The sequence below is a fragment of the Helicobacter cetorum MIT 99-5656 genome (genome assembly GCF_000259275.1).
In the GTDB taxonomy this organism is placed as follows: Bacteria; Campylobacterota; Campylobacteria; order Campylobacterales; family Helicobacteraceae; genus Helicobacter; species Helicobacter cetorum.
Map to the genome: position 1 here is coordinate 799,990 of NC_017735.1, position 14,768 is coordinate 814,757.

The following is a 14,768-nucleotide window of genomic DNA, read 5'->3' on the forward strand; positions in this document are numbered from 1 at the left end:
ATGTTCTTATCCTCTTTTGATATTAGTGGTTATGGCTTGTCTGCTCAACGCTTAAGAGCCAATCTTATTTCTTCTAACATTGCCAACGCTAACACTACTCGCACAAGCGAAGGGGGTCCCTACAGGAGACAAGAAGCGGTATTCAAAGCTTTTGATTTCAATGAGATTTTGAATCAAAAACTCACTCAAAATAATAAGGTCATCCCCTATGAAGACCCCTTAAACGAAGGCGATGATAGTCCTTTAATCCCTATTACAAGCGTGGTTGTGGATAAGATTGTGCGTGATGATAACGAGCCTTTGATGAAATACGACCCCAGCCATCCTGATGCTAACGCTCAAGGCTATGTGGCTTACCCCAATGTGAATGCGGTCGTTGAAATGGCGGATTTAGTGGAAGCTACTAGGGCGTATCAAGCTAATGTTGCTGCCTTTCAAAGCGCTAAAAATATGGCACACAATGCCATAGGCATGCTACAAACTTAAATATTTATGGTAGTATAACCATTGAAAATTAGAAAATATTAACCAAAACATGGATAAAATATTTCACAAGGTTGATGATTTGAAAAAATCAAGGAGCTTAAGGAGGTTCTATGCAAGCTATACATAATGACAAAAGCTTATTAAACCCTTTCTCTGAGCTTAATACGGACAATAGAGCCAAAAGAGAGGAAGCAGGCAGTGCCTTTAGAGAACAAAAAGGTGGGGAGTTTTCCAAACTACTCAAGCAATCTATCAATGAGCTTAACAACACTCAAGAGCAGTCTGATAAGGCGTTGGCAGATATGGCAACGGGGCAGATTAAAGATTTGCACCAAGCGGCCATTGCGATAGGGAGGGCTGAAACAAGCATGAAGCTCATGCTTGAAGTGCGTAACAAAGCTATCAGTGCCTATAAAGAACTCTTAAGAACCCAAATCTAAGTCTCTAGGTGGCTACTAAGCGTTCGGTTGACACTCAGCCGGCTAACTATAGGGTTTACTTTGGAGTCGCTGTGTTGTTTTTTTGACTTTTAAAGAGTCATTGTTTTGAATACCACGCTCCAAAATAGTAGATGAGATGATATAGCAAAGTGCGTGAATGGATACTAAGAACATTGAGACTAGCTTCAACTCAGAGCGATTCCTACAAACCCAAAAATATAAAAGCGTTCTCACTACCCTAGTCTTTTTGGTGCTTTTTTTATTTTTTTTAGTGGTAGCTTTCATTAAAGCTGTTTTTCCACGAACTAATATGCCGACCTTAATTATCAGCAAACAAGATGTCGCTACCAGGGGGACTATTTATAGCCAAGACAATTATAGTCTAGCAAGCTCACAAAAACTCTTTAAGTTAGGCTTTGACACAAGGTTTCTAAACCCTGACAAAAAAGATTTTTTTATTGACTTTCTCTCAATTTATAGCAATATTTCTAAAAAATCCTTAAAAAACGCACTCAATACTAAAGGCTACACGACTTTAGCCTATGACCTTACGCCAAATACCGCTGCTAATCTCAAGGACTTGAATAAAAAATTTTTAGCCTTTGGAGTTTTTCAAAATTTTAAAGACAAACACAACAAAGTATGGCAAAAACAGGGCTTAGATATTGAAGTGAGCGGAGTTTCTAGGCATTACCCTTATCAAAGTAGCTTAGAGCCTATCGTAGGCTATGTGCAAAAACAAGAAGAAGAAAAACTCACCCTAACTACAGGTAAAAAAGGGGTTGAGAAGTCTCAAAACCACCTACTTAAAGCCCAGCAAAACGGAATAAGAACAGGCAAAAGAGATGTGAGTTTCAATTTCATTCAAAACCACTCTTACACAGAGCATGAACGCCTTGATGGTTATGAAGTGTATTTAAGCATTCCCCTAAAACTCCAAAAAGAAATTGAAACCTTACTGGACGCAGCCAAGGACAAACTCAAAGCCAAAGAAATTTTGGTGGGTATTATCAACCCTAAAAGTGGGGAAATCCTATCTTTAGCTACAAGCAATCGCTTCAACCCTAACACCATTAAAACCAGTGATTATGAAAACTTGAATCTGAGTATCGCTGAAAAGGTCTTTGAACCCGGTAGCACTATCAAACCTATTGTCTATTCGTTGCTATTAGAAAAAAGCCTTATTAACCCCAAAGAACGCATCAATTTGAATAATGGCTACTACCAACTTGGAAAATACACCATTAAAGATGATTTTATCCCTAGTAAGAAAGCGACTATTGAAGATATTTTGATTAAATCTAGTAATGTGGGCATGATAAAAATCACTCAAAACCTAAGCCCTAAAGACTTCTATAACGGGCTTTTAGGCTATGGATTCGCTCAAAAAACGGGTATTGACTTATCTTTGGAAGCCACAGGAAAAATCCCCCCCCTAAACGCTTTTAAGCGTGAAGTGTTGAAAGGAAGTATCTCTTATGGCTATGGGCTTAATGCGACTTTCTTACAACTTTTAAGAGCTTATGCGGTGTTTTCTAACGAAGGTAAATTATGCACCCCCTATTTAGTGCAACGAAAAACAGCACCCAATGGCGACATTTATATTCCTAGTCAAAAACCCGCTTTTCAAGCCATTAGTCAAAAAAGTGCCAGGAAAATGAGAAAAACCTTGCTTAAAGTGGTGCGTTATGGCACAGGCAAAAACGCTCAATTTGAAGGGCTATATGTGGGGGGCAAGACAGGTACCGCTAGAATCGCAAAAAATGGGAGCTATAGTGAAGAGTCCTATAACAGCTCTTTCTTTGGCTTTGTTGAAGATGAAAGGCAAGTTTTTACAATTGGTGTGGTTATCTTAGGCTCACATGGTAAAGAAGAGTATTACGCCAGCAAAATCGCAGCCCCTATTTTTAAAGAAATTACAGAAATTTTGGTGCGTTATCATTATTTGTCGCCCTCTATTGCCATTCAAAATGCATTAGAAAAAACTAAAAATACAAAATGAATCCGCTTTTCAAAACCCCTTAATCTCTTTTTAACCTTAATTGAGATATAATAATGGGATAGTTACATACATACATACATACATACATACATACATACATACATACATACATACATCAAGAAAGGAAAGGTTTGTTATGTCTCTTGTTTCAAAAAATCTGCGTTTTTTAATTCGTATCGTTTTTAAAATTTTAAAAAAACTCACCCCTAAAAGCTTCCAAAAATTTCTTGTCTCTATCACTTTAAAATGTTTGAGAAAAGGCTTTTCTGAATTTTATTATCAAAATATATTCAATATGATAAGCCATAAGCATAACCCCCATTTTTTAGACAATATCATTTCAAAGAGCCATCTAACCAATAACCCACAACAATTAGAAAGTTTTTATGACAACCTTTTTAAAGTGGTAACCAATAACCCACAACAATTAGAAAGTTTTTATGACAACCTTTTTAAAGTGGTAACCAATAACCCACAACAATTAGAAAGTTTTTATGACAACCTTTTTAAAGTGGTAACCAATAACCCACAACAATTAGAAAGTTTTTATGACAACCTTTTTAAAGTGGTAACCAATAACCCACAACAATTAGAAAGTTTTTATGACAACCTTTTTAAAGTGGTAACCAATAACCCACAACAATTAGAAAGTTTTTATGACAACCTTTTCAGACACATAGATAATAGAATTAAGCAGTCTAAAAAAGAAGCCCTTGTTGTTGTGGCAAACATCATACAAATGATAGTTTATCGCATGTATAAATTTGCTTGCGACTTTGAAACCACTTATAAAAAAGCTCATTTAATGGGGGCAAATTTAAGAGCTATAGAATGGCTATTGTCTCGCCCAAATATTCTCATAACCATAAGAGATACTTTCTCCAATTTTTGCGATACTCGTTACAACAAAGAACAACACCTTGATTTATTCATTCAAAACTTAATTTTTTTACACAATTTACAAGTCAAAGACCCCACAACTTCTCAAGCCGTTTCTCTTTTAAAAGCAAAAGCCCTTACCTTTCATCGTGCAGAAATAGATGGGGGGGGGGCGTACTACTTTAATCTAACAAGCGAACATGTTTACCTTAATGAGGGATTTTTAGGGATAACACTTGAATACGAAAAAGAGAAAAAACAACTTCTTTATACTATGAAGTTCCATATCTTAGACAATAAATATCTCGTTATATCTTGTATGCAAGGCATTCAGAATTTAGAAGAAAGCTATAAACTCTTTACTAAAAATTATCATAGAATACGCCCCAATTTTTTCTTAGTTAAACTTGCTAGAGAATTAGGAAAACTTTTAGGTTGTTCTAAATTGCTCGGTCTTCCTACTGAGGCACAAATATCTTTTCGCTTTCATGCTAACGATGAGATTAATGTTTTTAAGTTTAACTATGACAACTTTTTTACTGAATGTGAGGCACAACTCATAGAAATAGAGGGACGCACCTATTGGGATATTCCCTTAAATGAAAAGCCTATTGAAGAATACCCACAAAAGTATCGTTCTAGACAGAGAGCTAGAAGAAAAGTGTTAGAAACCTTTAAAGAAGATTTAGAAAAAATCCTTGTTCTAGATGAATAACCGCTACTTTCTTGCTTGCTAATTAGCCTTTTATGGCAAGCTCATAGTTTTTGCTTTTCCACCATCACTACAATAACCCCCATTCTTTTGTTAGCACATCTCTTGTCAGCCCAAAACTCCCTTAAAGCTAAATTTCATTGCGCTGCAAAACCACAAAAATTACAATAACATCCAAATTTAGTTGAGGTAAGGTAAAATTAGTTTAACTATAATTATGTCAACAACTTAGTTGGTTCAATTAAAAGCAACTCAAAGGCGAATTCAAATGATTCAAAGCGTAGAGATTAAAAATTATAAAAATTTCAAACATCTTAAAATGGAAAATTTTAAGCTCATCAACTTTTTTACCGGCAACAATGATACAGGTAAAACTAATATTTTAGAAGCTCTCTACATTAACACTGGTTTCTATGACCCAGCTACTAATCGGGGAAGTCTTCCTACTCACCATTTTAAAAACATTAGCGAAATTAGAAATATTGCACTCAATAAAGACAATCTGAAGACCCTTTTTTATCAAGAAAATACTGCTAAGCCTATTAGCATTCACACCAAATTTGAACATACAGACATTCCTCTCAAAATCCAACTCGCACAGATAAATGACAATAAAAAAATTGACCTAGCTAACGATGACATTAACATAAAAAATTCCATAGATGGCATAAAGACCAAGCTACAGCTTCAATTCTCCTACAACCCCTCTCTTTCTCCTATGACAATGACTTACGAGCCTAAAAAGCGTGATTTCAACTTAAGACATCCAAACTTAGATAAAATAGGTCAAACTTATAGAGAACGCGCAATATTCATTCCCATAGAGTTATCCTTTATTGATTCTCTTAAAGCGTTGCAAAATTTACGAAAAAAAAGCAAAGAGTGGGAATTGATTGAAGCTTTACAATGCTTCAATCCTGATATTTTGAACGCCGAAGATATAGATGGCTCTATCTATATTCAAGTCAAAGATGAAAAATTGCCACCAGAACGGATAAAAGAAAGTCCTAAAAGACTCCTAGATTTGTTTGGTTGGGGTTTTACCAAATTCTTTACTACTACAAGCATCCTTATTGACAATCGCATTAAGTATCTATTCATTGATGAAATAGAGAATGGTTTGCACTATACAAAAATGCGAGAGTTTTTAAAAAATTTATTTAAGTTAGCTAAAAAACTACAAATTCAAATCTTTGCCACTACGCACAATATAGAATTTTTATGGAAAGCTACCAACAACATACTAGACAAAGAACCTGAAGTTTTTAAAGATATAGCCTTGTTTGAGTTAAATAAAGAAAGTAGTTCTGGTTTTATTAGACACAGCTATTCTATGTTAGAAGAAGAACTGCCTAGGGGTATGGAGGTTAGAGGCTAATGAAACGAAAAATCATCTATGTAGAGGGCGAATCAGATAAAATCTTTTTAATGCTTTTGAACAAAATTAAAGGCTTGGGCATTGAGCATCCCTACATTATTGACTGCGAAAGCAATACCAAGCTTTCAAAAAAAGCAGAGGGTATTAAAGAATATCTAAAAGCTCATGATGTCTATATCATTTTTGACTCAGACAACAACATGGATAAAACTCACGAAGACATAAAGAAACAACTTCAAGAAAAACCAAATAGAGAACATCGCCTAAGCGATGAAGAATTTGAAAAAATTAAGATTTTTTTATTACCAAAAAATGATGGAAAGAAACATAGTCCCAAATATTGTGAATTAGAGCATTTGCTAGAAAAAATAGCAAAGCAAAGTGAAAATAAAGCATGTTATGAAAAATTTCGCGAACACTACGATAACCTTTTTAATGAAATCAAGGAAATTAAATCTATTAAAAAAGAACAAAAGACACGCAGTAAATACTGGCTATACCCCTATATTATGCTCTTTGTTTGTTTAAGGAGAAGCTTTGTTCCTTGTGGAATGACCGATTTGGATTCTATCGCAACAGCCGCTAAGATACTAGATGACCCAAAAAATGTAGAAATTCTTAAAAAGCTTTTCAATTTTGAAGCAAAAGAACTTGACCCCTTGATTGAATTTTTAAAACATGATAAATCTGATAAGAACCATTGATTTTTTAACTCAAACTGCTTGCACCATGCATTTTTGACAAGCCCGTTTATACTCATTAAATTCTAAGTTTTTCTCAAATTCAGTCTAAGCCGCTAAGTCCCCAGCAATAACGCACCAAATCCAAACAACTCAGAGAGACTTATCGCTTAACACCCCTTTTAACCAACTCAAAATTTCTAAAAGCACTTCTTCTTTGTTTTTCTCATTCAATATCTCATGCCTTAAACCACTAAAGAGCTTTACAACCACGCCAGAAGCCCCTTGTTTTTCTAAACACTCCATAGCACGCACCACGCCTTTTGAAAAATCACCGCACACATCATCAGCCCCACTCACAAACAACACTTTCAAGTCCTTAGGCACTTTCTCAAAACGAGAAAAACACCGCCTAGCCCCCACCAACAGATTATAAAAACTATTGCTCGTAAAGTTAAAACGACACAGCGAATCATTCATATATGTTTCAACAATTTGCTCGTTTTTACAAAGCCAGCTTCCCCTTAAGCCCCCACCAAAGCGCCTGACTCTAGGGTGTTTAGAAAAAATCTTACCTATATCATATTGATGAATCAAGCCTAATTTTTTCAACACACCCACAACAGCCACGCTTAGTGGAAGCAATATAGAAGGGCTTGGCGTGCCTACAAGAATGAGTGCGTCCAAAAGAATGTTTTGTTTTTGAGCTAAACGCCTAGAGAGTAATGAGCCCATGCTATGCCCTAATAAAACATGTTTATGGTTAGGAAACTGCTCTTTGATAATACGGCTCAATTTTTCCAAATCACTTACGGCTTCTTCAAAACCATCTTCACCCATTTCGCCCAAAAACACATCACTCCCATTAACGCTCTTACCATGCCCCCTATGGTCGTTAATAAACACATCATAACCCCTAGAGCATAGCTCTTCGCATAACCATGCGTAGCGTTCTTTATACTCCACCATGCCATGAGCGATTTGAACCACCACGCCGACAGGGTCTGTAGGCGTGTATTGATGGTAGTAAATGTTTAAATCAGGGTTGCTTTGAAAATGCAAGTTACTTTGTTTCATTTCATATCCTTTAAGGGCTTTACAAAGGAAATTCTAACACAAAATAAAACTACAAAAATAAATCAAAAATTTTAAAATAATCCCCCCACCTTTTTTAGCTCAATGCACTTCGCTCCAAACTTTTCTTTTCCAAGCATAAGCTAAGAAAGCTAACACAGCAAAGAAAATCATAATCTTAATACCTAAAGTGTCTCGCTCATGCTTTTTGCTATCGCCTGCTTTTTCTAAGTAGGCTATAACTTGTTTTTGAGCTTTTTCATTCAATCCCACTCTTGGCATGGCGGTGCCGTGCAAGAGCTTTTGAGGGTCATTAATGAAAACATTTAGTCCATGCTCACCCTTAGCTCTAATCATCATGGACAAATCAGGCACTTCAGAGCCTAAATAATGCGTTAAATCTTTAGCATTACTAAAAGCTTTGTCTTTAGCATAATCTAGGCTATGGCATCTTTGACAGCTTTGCGCAAACACTTCCTTATCGCTCAACTTTTCAGGCAAAATAGAAGTGAGATACGCCACAATATCACTCAAATCTTTATCACTAAACTGACTAAACGCCGGCATAGGATAGGGCTTTTCATCATTGAATTTATGGGTCAATTTTGCTGTTTTTACAGGGTCTTTGATAAAGTGGGCTAAGAAATTCGCATCTAAGACTCCAGCAATATGGCTTAAATCTGGTGGCACTACCCCAAAAGATTCACTAGCGCTTTTTTCATCCATAGGTGCAGGAATGTTTTGAGACTTAATGCCATGACAAGCGGTGCAATTCTCTGCTACAAGTTGCTTACCTTTCTTAACATCGCCATTTTTTAAATCCATAGGCTCTAAGTCTTTGAAAGCAAAGTCTGCAGGTGCGACTTTAGGATGCATGACAGAATGGGCATAAGGCTCGACCCCATAATAAATCACCCCTATAACAACAATAAGCAAAACTAAAATCTTAAACTCTCTCATCTAACACCCCCTTGTTTCTTTCTCTCAGCTATCGTAATAATGGGTAGCACCACAAAGAAAAGAGCTAAAAAAGTTACTGAGCCAGCTAAGCCAATGTATTTACTTGCTCCAAGTGGCGGCAATTTACCATAGATAGTTAAAACAATCATATCAATGATTAATAACCAAAACCACACCATAAAGGCGGGGCGTTTGTGTGCAGGAGCGACTACTTGACTTCTATCTAAGAAAGGAAGCAAGAAGAAAATCACTTGTGCCACACCAAAAGCCGCTAGACCTAAATCAGCGTTGAAGAAAAAGCCTCTTAAGACTTCATAGCTCCACAAGAAATACCACTCAGGGTAAATGTGGGGGGGAGTTTTAAGGCTATTAGCTCTTTCAAAGTTGATAGGGTCCATGGCAAAATCATAGTGGTAACACACGAGATAGAAGAAAAAGACCATGAACGCACAAACCACAAAAATATCCTTAGACAAGAATACCGGCCAAAAAGGAATGACTTTAGATTCTTTTTTCTTGCCTTCAATGTATTTTTTCTCTTCTAGTTCAAAGTCAATTTCTTCGCCCTCTTGATTATTGACATGCGGAATGCGTAAAGAGTAAAAATGCACCCCAATGAGTAAAATGATTGTAATAGGTAGCAAGAATACATGGAGCATAAAAAAGCGTGTTAGAGTTGCATCAGCTACAACATAATTACCTCTAATCCACTCAACCACATCAGCCCCAATAAAAGGAATGCCCCCAAATAAGTTTGTGATAACGGTTGCTGCCCAATAGCTCATCTGCCCCCAAGGTAACATATACCCACTAAAGGCTTCCGCACTAAAGACCACAAACAAAATCATTCCGCTAATCCAAATCATCTCACGACCCTTTTTATAAGAGCCATAATAAATCGCTACAAACATATGGATATAAATGATAACAAAAATCATGCTCGCTGCAGTGGCATGCATGTGTCTCCAAAGCCAGCCATAAGCCACTTCTTGCATGATAGTGAAATTCACGCTATCAAACGCCATTTTCGCATCAGGCTTGTAATACATAAGCAAGAAAATCCCTGAAACTACAAGCACTCCAAAGAGCGTTAATAAAATAACCCCCATCGCCCATAAGAAATTGATATTCTTAGGAATCCAATATTCTGTCATTAGCACCTTAGCGAGCTTATTAGTGCCAAGACGCATATCCAGCCACTCGCCTAAATTCTTTGCTTTTTTTATTTCTGCCATTATTTCTCCTTATGCTTTGCCCATCATACTCTTGTATTCAGCCCCTGCTTCACCAAAAGTGATTTTAGTGCCTTCAATCTTAAAAGGCGGAATGTCAAAAGGTCGTGGAGGGGGTGTGCCAGCGATATTCACGCCATTAGAAGTGAAACGCCCCCCATGGCATGGACATAGAAAACCTTTTTCTTCATTTTCATAGGTAGGAATGCAGCCCAAATGCGTGCAAATTTGAATGGCTGTGGTAAAAACGCCATCACCGATTTTAAAATCTCGCTTTTCATTAAAGCTCTCTTTTTTAGAACGCTTGAGAATATAAACCGGTTTCCCACGCCATTCTACGGTGGAAAACTGCCCTTCTTGCATGTTAGCAACATCTATAGTGGTGAAACCTGCTGAAACAACGCTCGGAAGCGGGTCCCAAGTCTTTTTCATCGCTACTAGACTAGCTACCGCTCCCACGGCGGTAACACCAGCCAAGCTCATCCCTAGAAAATCACGCCTTTTAATATCTGCCATGATTAAAAAACTCCTTGATGACTTAATTACCTTTTAGTTTAAAGGCATAGCAAACGATTATTTTACAACAAACTCTCTTAATAATCCTTTTAAAATGAAAAATTAAGAGTAAAAATTGAATGCCTTTTATTTTCACGCCACGCTTAAAGCCATTTGTTTACGCAAAAAACCTAGAAGCGTTTCTAAAATATCATTATCATCTTTGCTAGGGGCTTTTAGGTTCTCTTTAGTCTCATTGTGATAGGTAATCGTAATGTTTTGATTGAAATTAGAAAGCTTAAGAATGCCAAGCTTATTAGCTAAAATTTTAAGCATAATGATTTGTAAAAATTGCTCGCTCATGCAATCTATTTTGCCAAATCTATCTTCTATTTCTTCGTGGATTTGTCCCACTTCATCTAAACTTTCACACAAGCTCAAACGCCGATACAAATCTAATCTCAAACTATCACTTGCGACCAACTCAGGGTTAATAAACCCACTCACGCTTAATTGAATTTCTACGCTTTTTTCAAGTCTTTTCTTCCCGCCACTGAGTTCATAAATCGCATCTTCAAGCATGCGTGTATAGAGAGCATAACCGATATTTTTAATATGCCCACTTTGGTCTTGCCCAAGCAAGTTTCCACCCCCCCTAATTTCTAGGTCATGATAAGCGATACTCTCCCCACTCCCCAAATACGAATTTTTTTCTAAAGCGAGTAAGCGTTTTAGGGCTTGCTCATTCAAGGATTTATTATCTTCTATGAGAAAATAACAAAAACCTTCTTTTTTACCCCTACCCACACGCCCCCTTAATTGATGCAAATCCGCTAGTCCAAAATTCTGTGCGTTGTCTATAATAATCGTGTTAGCATTAGGTAAATGGATACCTGACTCTACAATGGAAGTGCAAAGTAGCATGTGATAGCTCCCCTTAGCAAACTCGAGCATAATTTCTTCACTCTCATTCGCACTGATTTGTGAATGCAAAATGGCAATCTTAAGCTTAGGAATCAAATTTTCTAACTCAACTTTCACTTTAAGAATGCTTGCAATGTGGTTATGGATATAAAAAATCTGTCCGTTACGGCGTAATTCTCTGTGAATGATTTCTTTTAATAATTCGTTGCTCTTTTCTTTTAAGAAAGTGCGGCTAGGCTGTCTGTCTATAGGCGGAGTTTTTAAAGAGCTAATGCCCTTAATTTGAGAGAGTGCCATATTTAAGGTGCGTGGAATAGGCGTTGCTGACATGCTTAAAAAATGCACATCTTTACTCAACATTTTTAAAGCTTCTTTTTGTTTCACTCCAAATTTATGCTCTTCATCTACCACCATTAAGCCTAAGTTTTTAAACTTCGCACTTAAAACGGCATGCGTGCCTATAAGAACATCAACTAGCCCTAATTCTACAGCCTTTAAAAGCTTGTTCTTCTCGCCTGTTTTAACATACCTATCCAAACGAGCCACTTTGACACCAAAATTTTCAAAACGCATTCTTAAGGTCTCAAAATGCTGGTGAGATAGTAATGTGGTAGGCACTACTAACGCACTTTGATAGCCATTTAAAAACGCGCAAAAAATAGCATGCATAGCCACTTCAGTTTTTCCAAAACCCACATCGCCACTAAGCAGCCTATCCATCACTTTATTAGAGCTTAAATCCTTTGAAATTTCAGCAATGGCTTTTTCTTGGTCGCTTGTATACTCAAAACCCGAATGCGATTTAAAGATTTCTAGCTCTGCCAAATGAGTGTCCATCTTTTTCCCTAACACCAAATTACGCTCAGCGGCTAATTCTATAATTCTACTAGCAATTTCTAAAAGCTTGGTTCTCACTTTAGATTTTAATTTAGCAAAGCTCCCCTTACCTAGCCTATCCATAACAGGAATACTATCGCTTTGTGCAACATAGCGAGCGATTAAATGCAAATTTTCAACCGGTAATAGTAGTTTGTCTTCTCCAAAATAGGCGATTTCTAAAAAATCTCTTGTGCTTCCTAAAATGCTGTGTTGCACTAATTTAGAAAATACCCCCACCCCATAATCTTCATGCACCACCCATTCGCCCACATTCAATTCATTTAAGGCAAGTTTGGATTTTTTACGCCGCTTTTTCCTTTCAAAAGAATTGAGCGAAATAAAAATCTCACTAGGGGTTTTAAAGTTTAAAACAAATGGGGCGATTACACACTCAATCGTGCCTGTTTCAAACGCACTTAGCGTATTATCTAAAATCGTTTTATTAGGGGCTAGAAGCGTGATTTTATGGTGTGAATTAAGAGCCATAAAGCTTTCTATTGCATGCGTATGGATTTCTAAATCTTCATAGCCCTGCAAGGCTTCTAAAACCTTTAAAGGTTTAAAACGCTCCAAATCTAATTCTTCTAAACTCGCTAATTCTTTAATCTCTTCTAAAGCCTTAGGACTTATGATGCTTTTATATGCACGCAACAAATCTTGTGCTTTTTCTTCTAAAAACCATAAACCAAAACTAGCTAAATCTTTAGAAAAACTATTCATTTCGCTTTGTTCTACTTTTGTTTTTAAGCTCTCATGCAGGCTTTCATTCAGGCTAAACAGAGTCGGTGTTATCTCAATCTCTAATAAATCTTTTTCCACGCTCATTTGAGTTGTGGGGTCAAATTCCTTAATGCTCTCACAAAAAGTGTCAAAAAAACTCAAGCGATACGCCTTAGAGTTAGGCACATAAATATCTACAATATCCCCCCTAAAGCTCGCTTCCCCTTCCACTTCTACCAAGTCTAAAATTTCGTATCCATAATAAAAAAGCTTGTCTTTCAAATCTCTCAAATCATAATTTTCTGAAAGAGTGATTTTAAAGCTTTCCAAAAGCTCTTTTTTAGGTAAAGGGTGTAATAAAGCAGAAATAGGGGCGATAATCATAGCCTCTTGTTTGTTTTCTAAGGCTTGATAAAACTCCCTTAAAGCTCCTAAAAGCCGTAAAAATTCTTCAAAAAACGAACGCAAATCATCATTTTTTTTGGCTCTAAATTCAGGAAAAAGAAAAGTTTTGACGCTTGGTTTGAAAAAATCCACCACTTCCTTAGCAAGCTCTGCTTCTTTCAAATCCTTACAAGCAATAATTTGATAGTCAAAGCCCTTGTTTAAGGCTCTATAAAGGCTAGATTGAATCATTTCCTACTTGTTTTCAATTTTCTTTTCTTGCTCATTAATTAACAATTTACCCCCTTGAATGCCCTTAGGACGACTCTCTCCAATCAAAATCCCTTTCCTTTCAATCACAAGCTCTTGGCTAGAAACCTTGCCATCAAGGCGTCCTAAAGGCATGATTTCTACCACTTCGGCTTCCACTACGCCATTAAACTTTCCGCTCACTACCAGTTTGTTAGCAAAAATCTCACCCACCACCGAGCCGGTTTGTCCGATAACGACCGTGCTTTTAGAATGCACGCTTCCATCCAATTCGCCATCTATATGCAAATGGCAACTAGCATGAAACTCACCCTTTATTTTGGTGCCTTGAGCGATGATAGTCGCTGGTCCTACTTTTGCATTAACTGATTTATTATTGTTATCAAAGATTGCCATCTAATGCTCCTTTCTTTAGTAAAAATTTCTTCAAAGTCTTTCATGTTCCATTTGGTAAAATTCATGGGGTTTATAGGCTGGTTTAAGAAACGCACTTCATAGTGTAAATGCGGTCCCGTGCTCATTCCTGTATTACCACTATATCCAATAATCTGCCCTTTTTTGACAAACTCGCCTGTTTTTACGACAATTTTATTCAAATGGGCATAGTAGGTCTTGAACCCAAAAGGATGGAATATTTTAACCAAATTTCCATAGCCCCCATTCCATCCCATACTCGCTAGTCCTGCTACCCCACTCGCACTCGCATATACAGGGGTGTTTATGGCTGTGCTTAAATCTAATCCGGTATGATTGTGCAACACATGCAAAATGGGGTGCATACGCTTGCTAAAGGCGGCTGATACACGCCGATAGGACTCTAAAGGATAGTCATTAGGAATCAGTCGCATGATAAAGCTTTTTTGCAATCCAGTAATTCCAGCCAAATCCAAACGGCTAGAAAAATTGCTTTCGCTTGTTTCTTCAGGTCTGTTAATGCCTACCACATCTTCTAAATCATTAATGCGTTCACCTGAGAGCTGTAAATCCTCTAAAAATTCATCCATTTTTAAAGAAAGCTTTTCGTTGGTTTGCTTTTTTCTCTCAAATTCCTCAGTAATTAATGTATGTTCTTTGCCAATGTTTTTAATCTCTTTGTCAAACACTAATAACGAAGTGCCTAAGAACAACAAAGAGCCTACAACACTCAAAAGCACATACAGACAAATTTGACGAAATAGTATATGCACATTGATATAACGACTCCCCTTAGAATCCGTAATCATTACAATCAAGCGTCTATCTAAAAACACAAA

Annotated in this window: 13 protein-coding genes; 6 read left to right on the forward strand and 7 right to left on the reverse strand. The window is 36.9% G+C overall.

Features of this window, described 5'->3' with window-relative positions:
• The 6 genes from flgC (at position 1) to HCD_RS03880 (ending at position 6,601) form a co-directional block, all read left to right on the forward strand.
• Positions 1-486: a flagellar basal body rod protein FlgC gene (flgC, locus tag HCD_RS03855; protein WP_014659281.1), complete on the forward strand. Its 486-nt coding sequence runs from the start codon at positions 1-3 to the stop codon at positions 484-486.
• 110 nt (positions 487-596) lie between these two features.
• Positions 597-926 (forward strand): flagellar hook-basal body complex protein FliE, encoded by a 330-nt coding sequence (gene fliE, locus HCD_RS03860; RefSeq protein WP_014659282.1) that lies wholly within the window; start codon positions 597-599, stop codon positions 924-926.
• 157 nt (positions 927-1,083) lie between these two features.
• The gene (locus HCD_RS03865; RefSeq protein WP_014659283.1) at positions 1,084-2,928 is read left to right on the forward strand and encodes a peptidoglycan D,D-transpeptidase FtsI family protein; all 1,845 of its coding nucleotides are present in this window, start codon (positions 1,084-1,086) and stop codon (positions 2,926-2,928) included.
• Positions 2,929-3,223: 295 nt separating this feature from the next.
• Positions 3,224-4,522, forward strand: coding sequence for a DUF535 family protein (locus tag HCD_RS03870; protein WP_158308555.1), 1,299 nt, complete (start codon positions 3,224-3,226; stop codon positions 4,520-4,522).
• A gap of 265 nt (positions 4,523-4,787) precedes the next feature.
• A complete protein-coding gene (locus tag HCD_RS03875; protein ID WP_014659285.1) occupies positions 4,788-5,897 on the forward strand; it encodes an AAA family ATPase in 1,110 nt (369 codons plus the stop codon).
• A complete protein-coding gene (locus HCD_RS03880; protein WP_014659286.1) occupies positions 5,897-6,601 on the forward strand; it encodes a DUF3226 domain-containing protein in 705 nt (234 codons plus the stop codon). The genes HCD_RS03875 and HCD_RS03880 overlap by 1 nt, the downstream gene beginning before the upstream one ends.
• Before the next feature lie 129 nt (positions 6,602-6,730).
• Here HCD_RS03880 and HCD_RS03885 read toward each other — a convergent pair whose 3' ends face one another.
• The 7 genes from HCD_RS03885 to HCD_RS03915 form a co-directional block, all read right to left on the reverse strand.
• A complete protein-coding gene (locus tag HCD_RS03885; RefSeq protein ID WP_014659287.1) occupies positions 6,731-7,654 on the reverse strand; it encodes an alpha/beta fold hydrolase in 924 nt (307 codons plus the stop codon).
• Positions 7,655-7,753: 99 nt separating this feature from the next.
• On the reverse strand, positions 7,754-8,611 hold the full coding sequence (locus HCD_RS03890) for a cytochrome c1 (protein ID WP_014659288.1): 858 nt from the start codon (positions 8,609-8,611) through the stop codon (positions 7,754-7,756).
• Complete coding sequence (locus HCD_RS03895) at positions 8,608-9,846, reverse strand: cytochrome b (RefSeq protein ID WP_014659289.1); 1,239 nt, start codon at positions 9,844-9,846, stop codon at positions 8,608-8,610. The genes HCD_RS03890 and HCD_RS03895 overlap by 4 nt, the downstream gene beginning before the upstream one ends.
• Before the next feature lie 9 nt (positions 9,847-9,855).
• Positions 9,856-10,359 (reverse strand): ubiquinol-cytochrome c reductase iron-sulfur subunit, encoded by a 504-nt coding sequence (gene petA, locus HCD_RS03900; protein ID WP_014659290.1) that lies wholly within the window; start codon positions 10,357-10,359, stop codon positions 9,856-9,858.
• Between the two features lie 132 nt (positions 10,360-10,491).
• On the reverse strand, positions 10,492-13,497 hold the full coding sequence (gene mfd, locus HCD_RS03905; RefSeq protein ID WP_014659291.1) for a transcription-repair coupling factor: 3,006 nt from the start codon (positions 13,495-13,497) through the stop codon (positions 10,492-10,494).
• A 3-nt stretch (positions 13,498-13,500) separates the two neighbouring features.
• The gene (locus HCD_RS03910; protein ID WP_014659292.1) at positions 13,501-13,911 is read right to left on the reverse strand and encodes a bactofilin family protein; all 411 of its coding nucleotides are present in this window, start codon (positions 13,909-13,911) and stop codon (positions 13,501-13,503) included.
• Positions 13,866-14,765 carry a M23 family metallopeptidase gene (locus HCD_RS03915; RefSeq protein ID WP_014659293.1) on the reverse strand — a complete coding sequence of 300 codons (900 nt, stop codon included), beginning with the start codon at positions 14,763-14,765 and terminating at the stop codon, positions 13,866-13,868. The genes HCD_RS03910 and HCD_RS03915 overlap by 46 nt, the downstream gene beginning before the upstream one ends.
• Positions 14,766-14,768 lie beyond the last annotated feature (3 nt).

Excerpts from the sequence above, each read along its gene's own strand:
- flgC (WP_014659281.1), top strand. The coding sequence starts at position 1 with ATGTTCTTATCCTCTTTTGATATTAGTGGTTATGGCTTGTCTGCTCAA.
- fliE (WP_014659282.1), top strand. The coding sequence starts at position 597 with ATGCAAGCTATACATAATGACAAAAGCTTATTAAACCCTTTCTCTGAG.
- HCD_RS03865 (WP_014659283.1), top strand. The coding sequence starts at position 1,084 with ATGGATACTAAGAACATTGAGACTAGCTTCAACTCAGAGCGATTCCTA.
- HCD_RS03870 (WP_158308555.1), top strand. The coding sequence starts at position 3,224 with ATGATAAGCCATAAGCATAACCCCCATTTTTTAGACAATATCATTTCA.
- HCD_RS03875 (WP_014659285.1), top strand. The coding sequence starts at position 4,788 with ATGATTCAAAGCGTAGAGATTAAAAATTATAAAAATTTCAAACATCTT.
- HCD_RS03880 (WP_014659286.1), top strand. The coding sequence starts at position 5,897 with ATGAAACGAAAAATCATCTATGTAGAGGGCGAATCAGATAAAATCTTT.
- HCD_RS03885 (WP_014659287.1), bottom strand. The coding sequence starts at position 7,654 with ATGAAACAAAGTAACTTGCATTTTCAAAGCAACCCTGATTTAAACATT.
- HCD_RS03890 (WP_014659288.1), bottom strand. The coding sequence starts at position 8,611 with ATGAGAGAGTTTAAGATTTTAGTTTTGCTTATTGTTGTTATAGGGGTG.
- HCD_RS03895 (WP_014659289.1), bottom strand. The coding sequence starts at position 9,846 with ATGGCAGAAATAAAAAAAGCAAAGAATTTAGGCGAGTGGCTGGATATG.
- petA (WP_014659290.1), bottom strand. The coding sequence starts at position 10,359 with ATGGCAGATATTAAAAGGCGTGATTTTCTAGGGATGAGCTTGGCTGGT.
- mfd (WP_014659291.1), bottom strand. The coding sequence starts at position 13,497 with ATGATTCAATCTAGCCTTTATAGAGCCTTAAACAAGGGCTTTGACTAT.
- HCD_RS03910 (WP_014659292.1), bottom strand. The coding sequence starts at position 13,911 with ATGGCAATCTTTGATAACAATAATAAATCAGTTAATGCAAAAGTAGGA.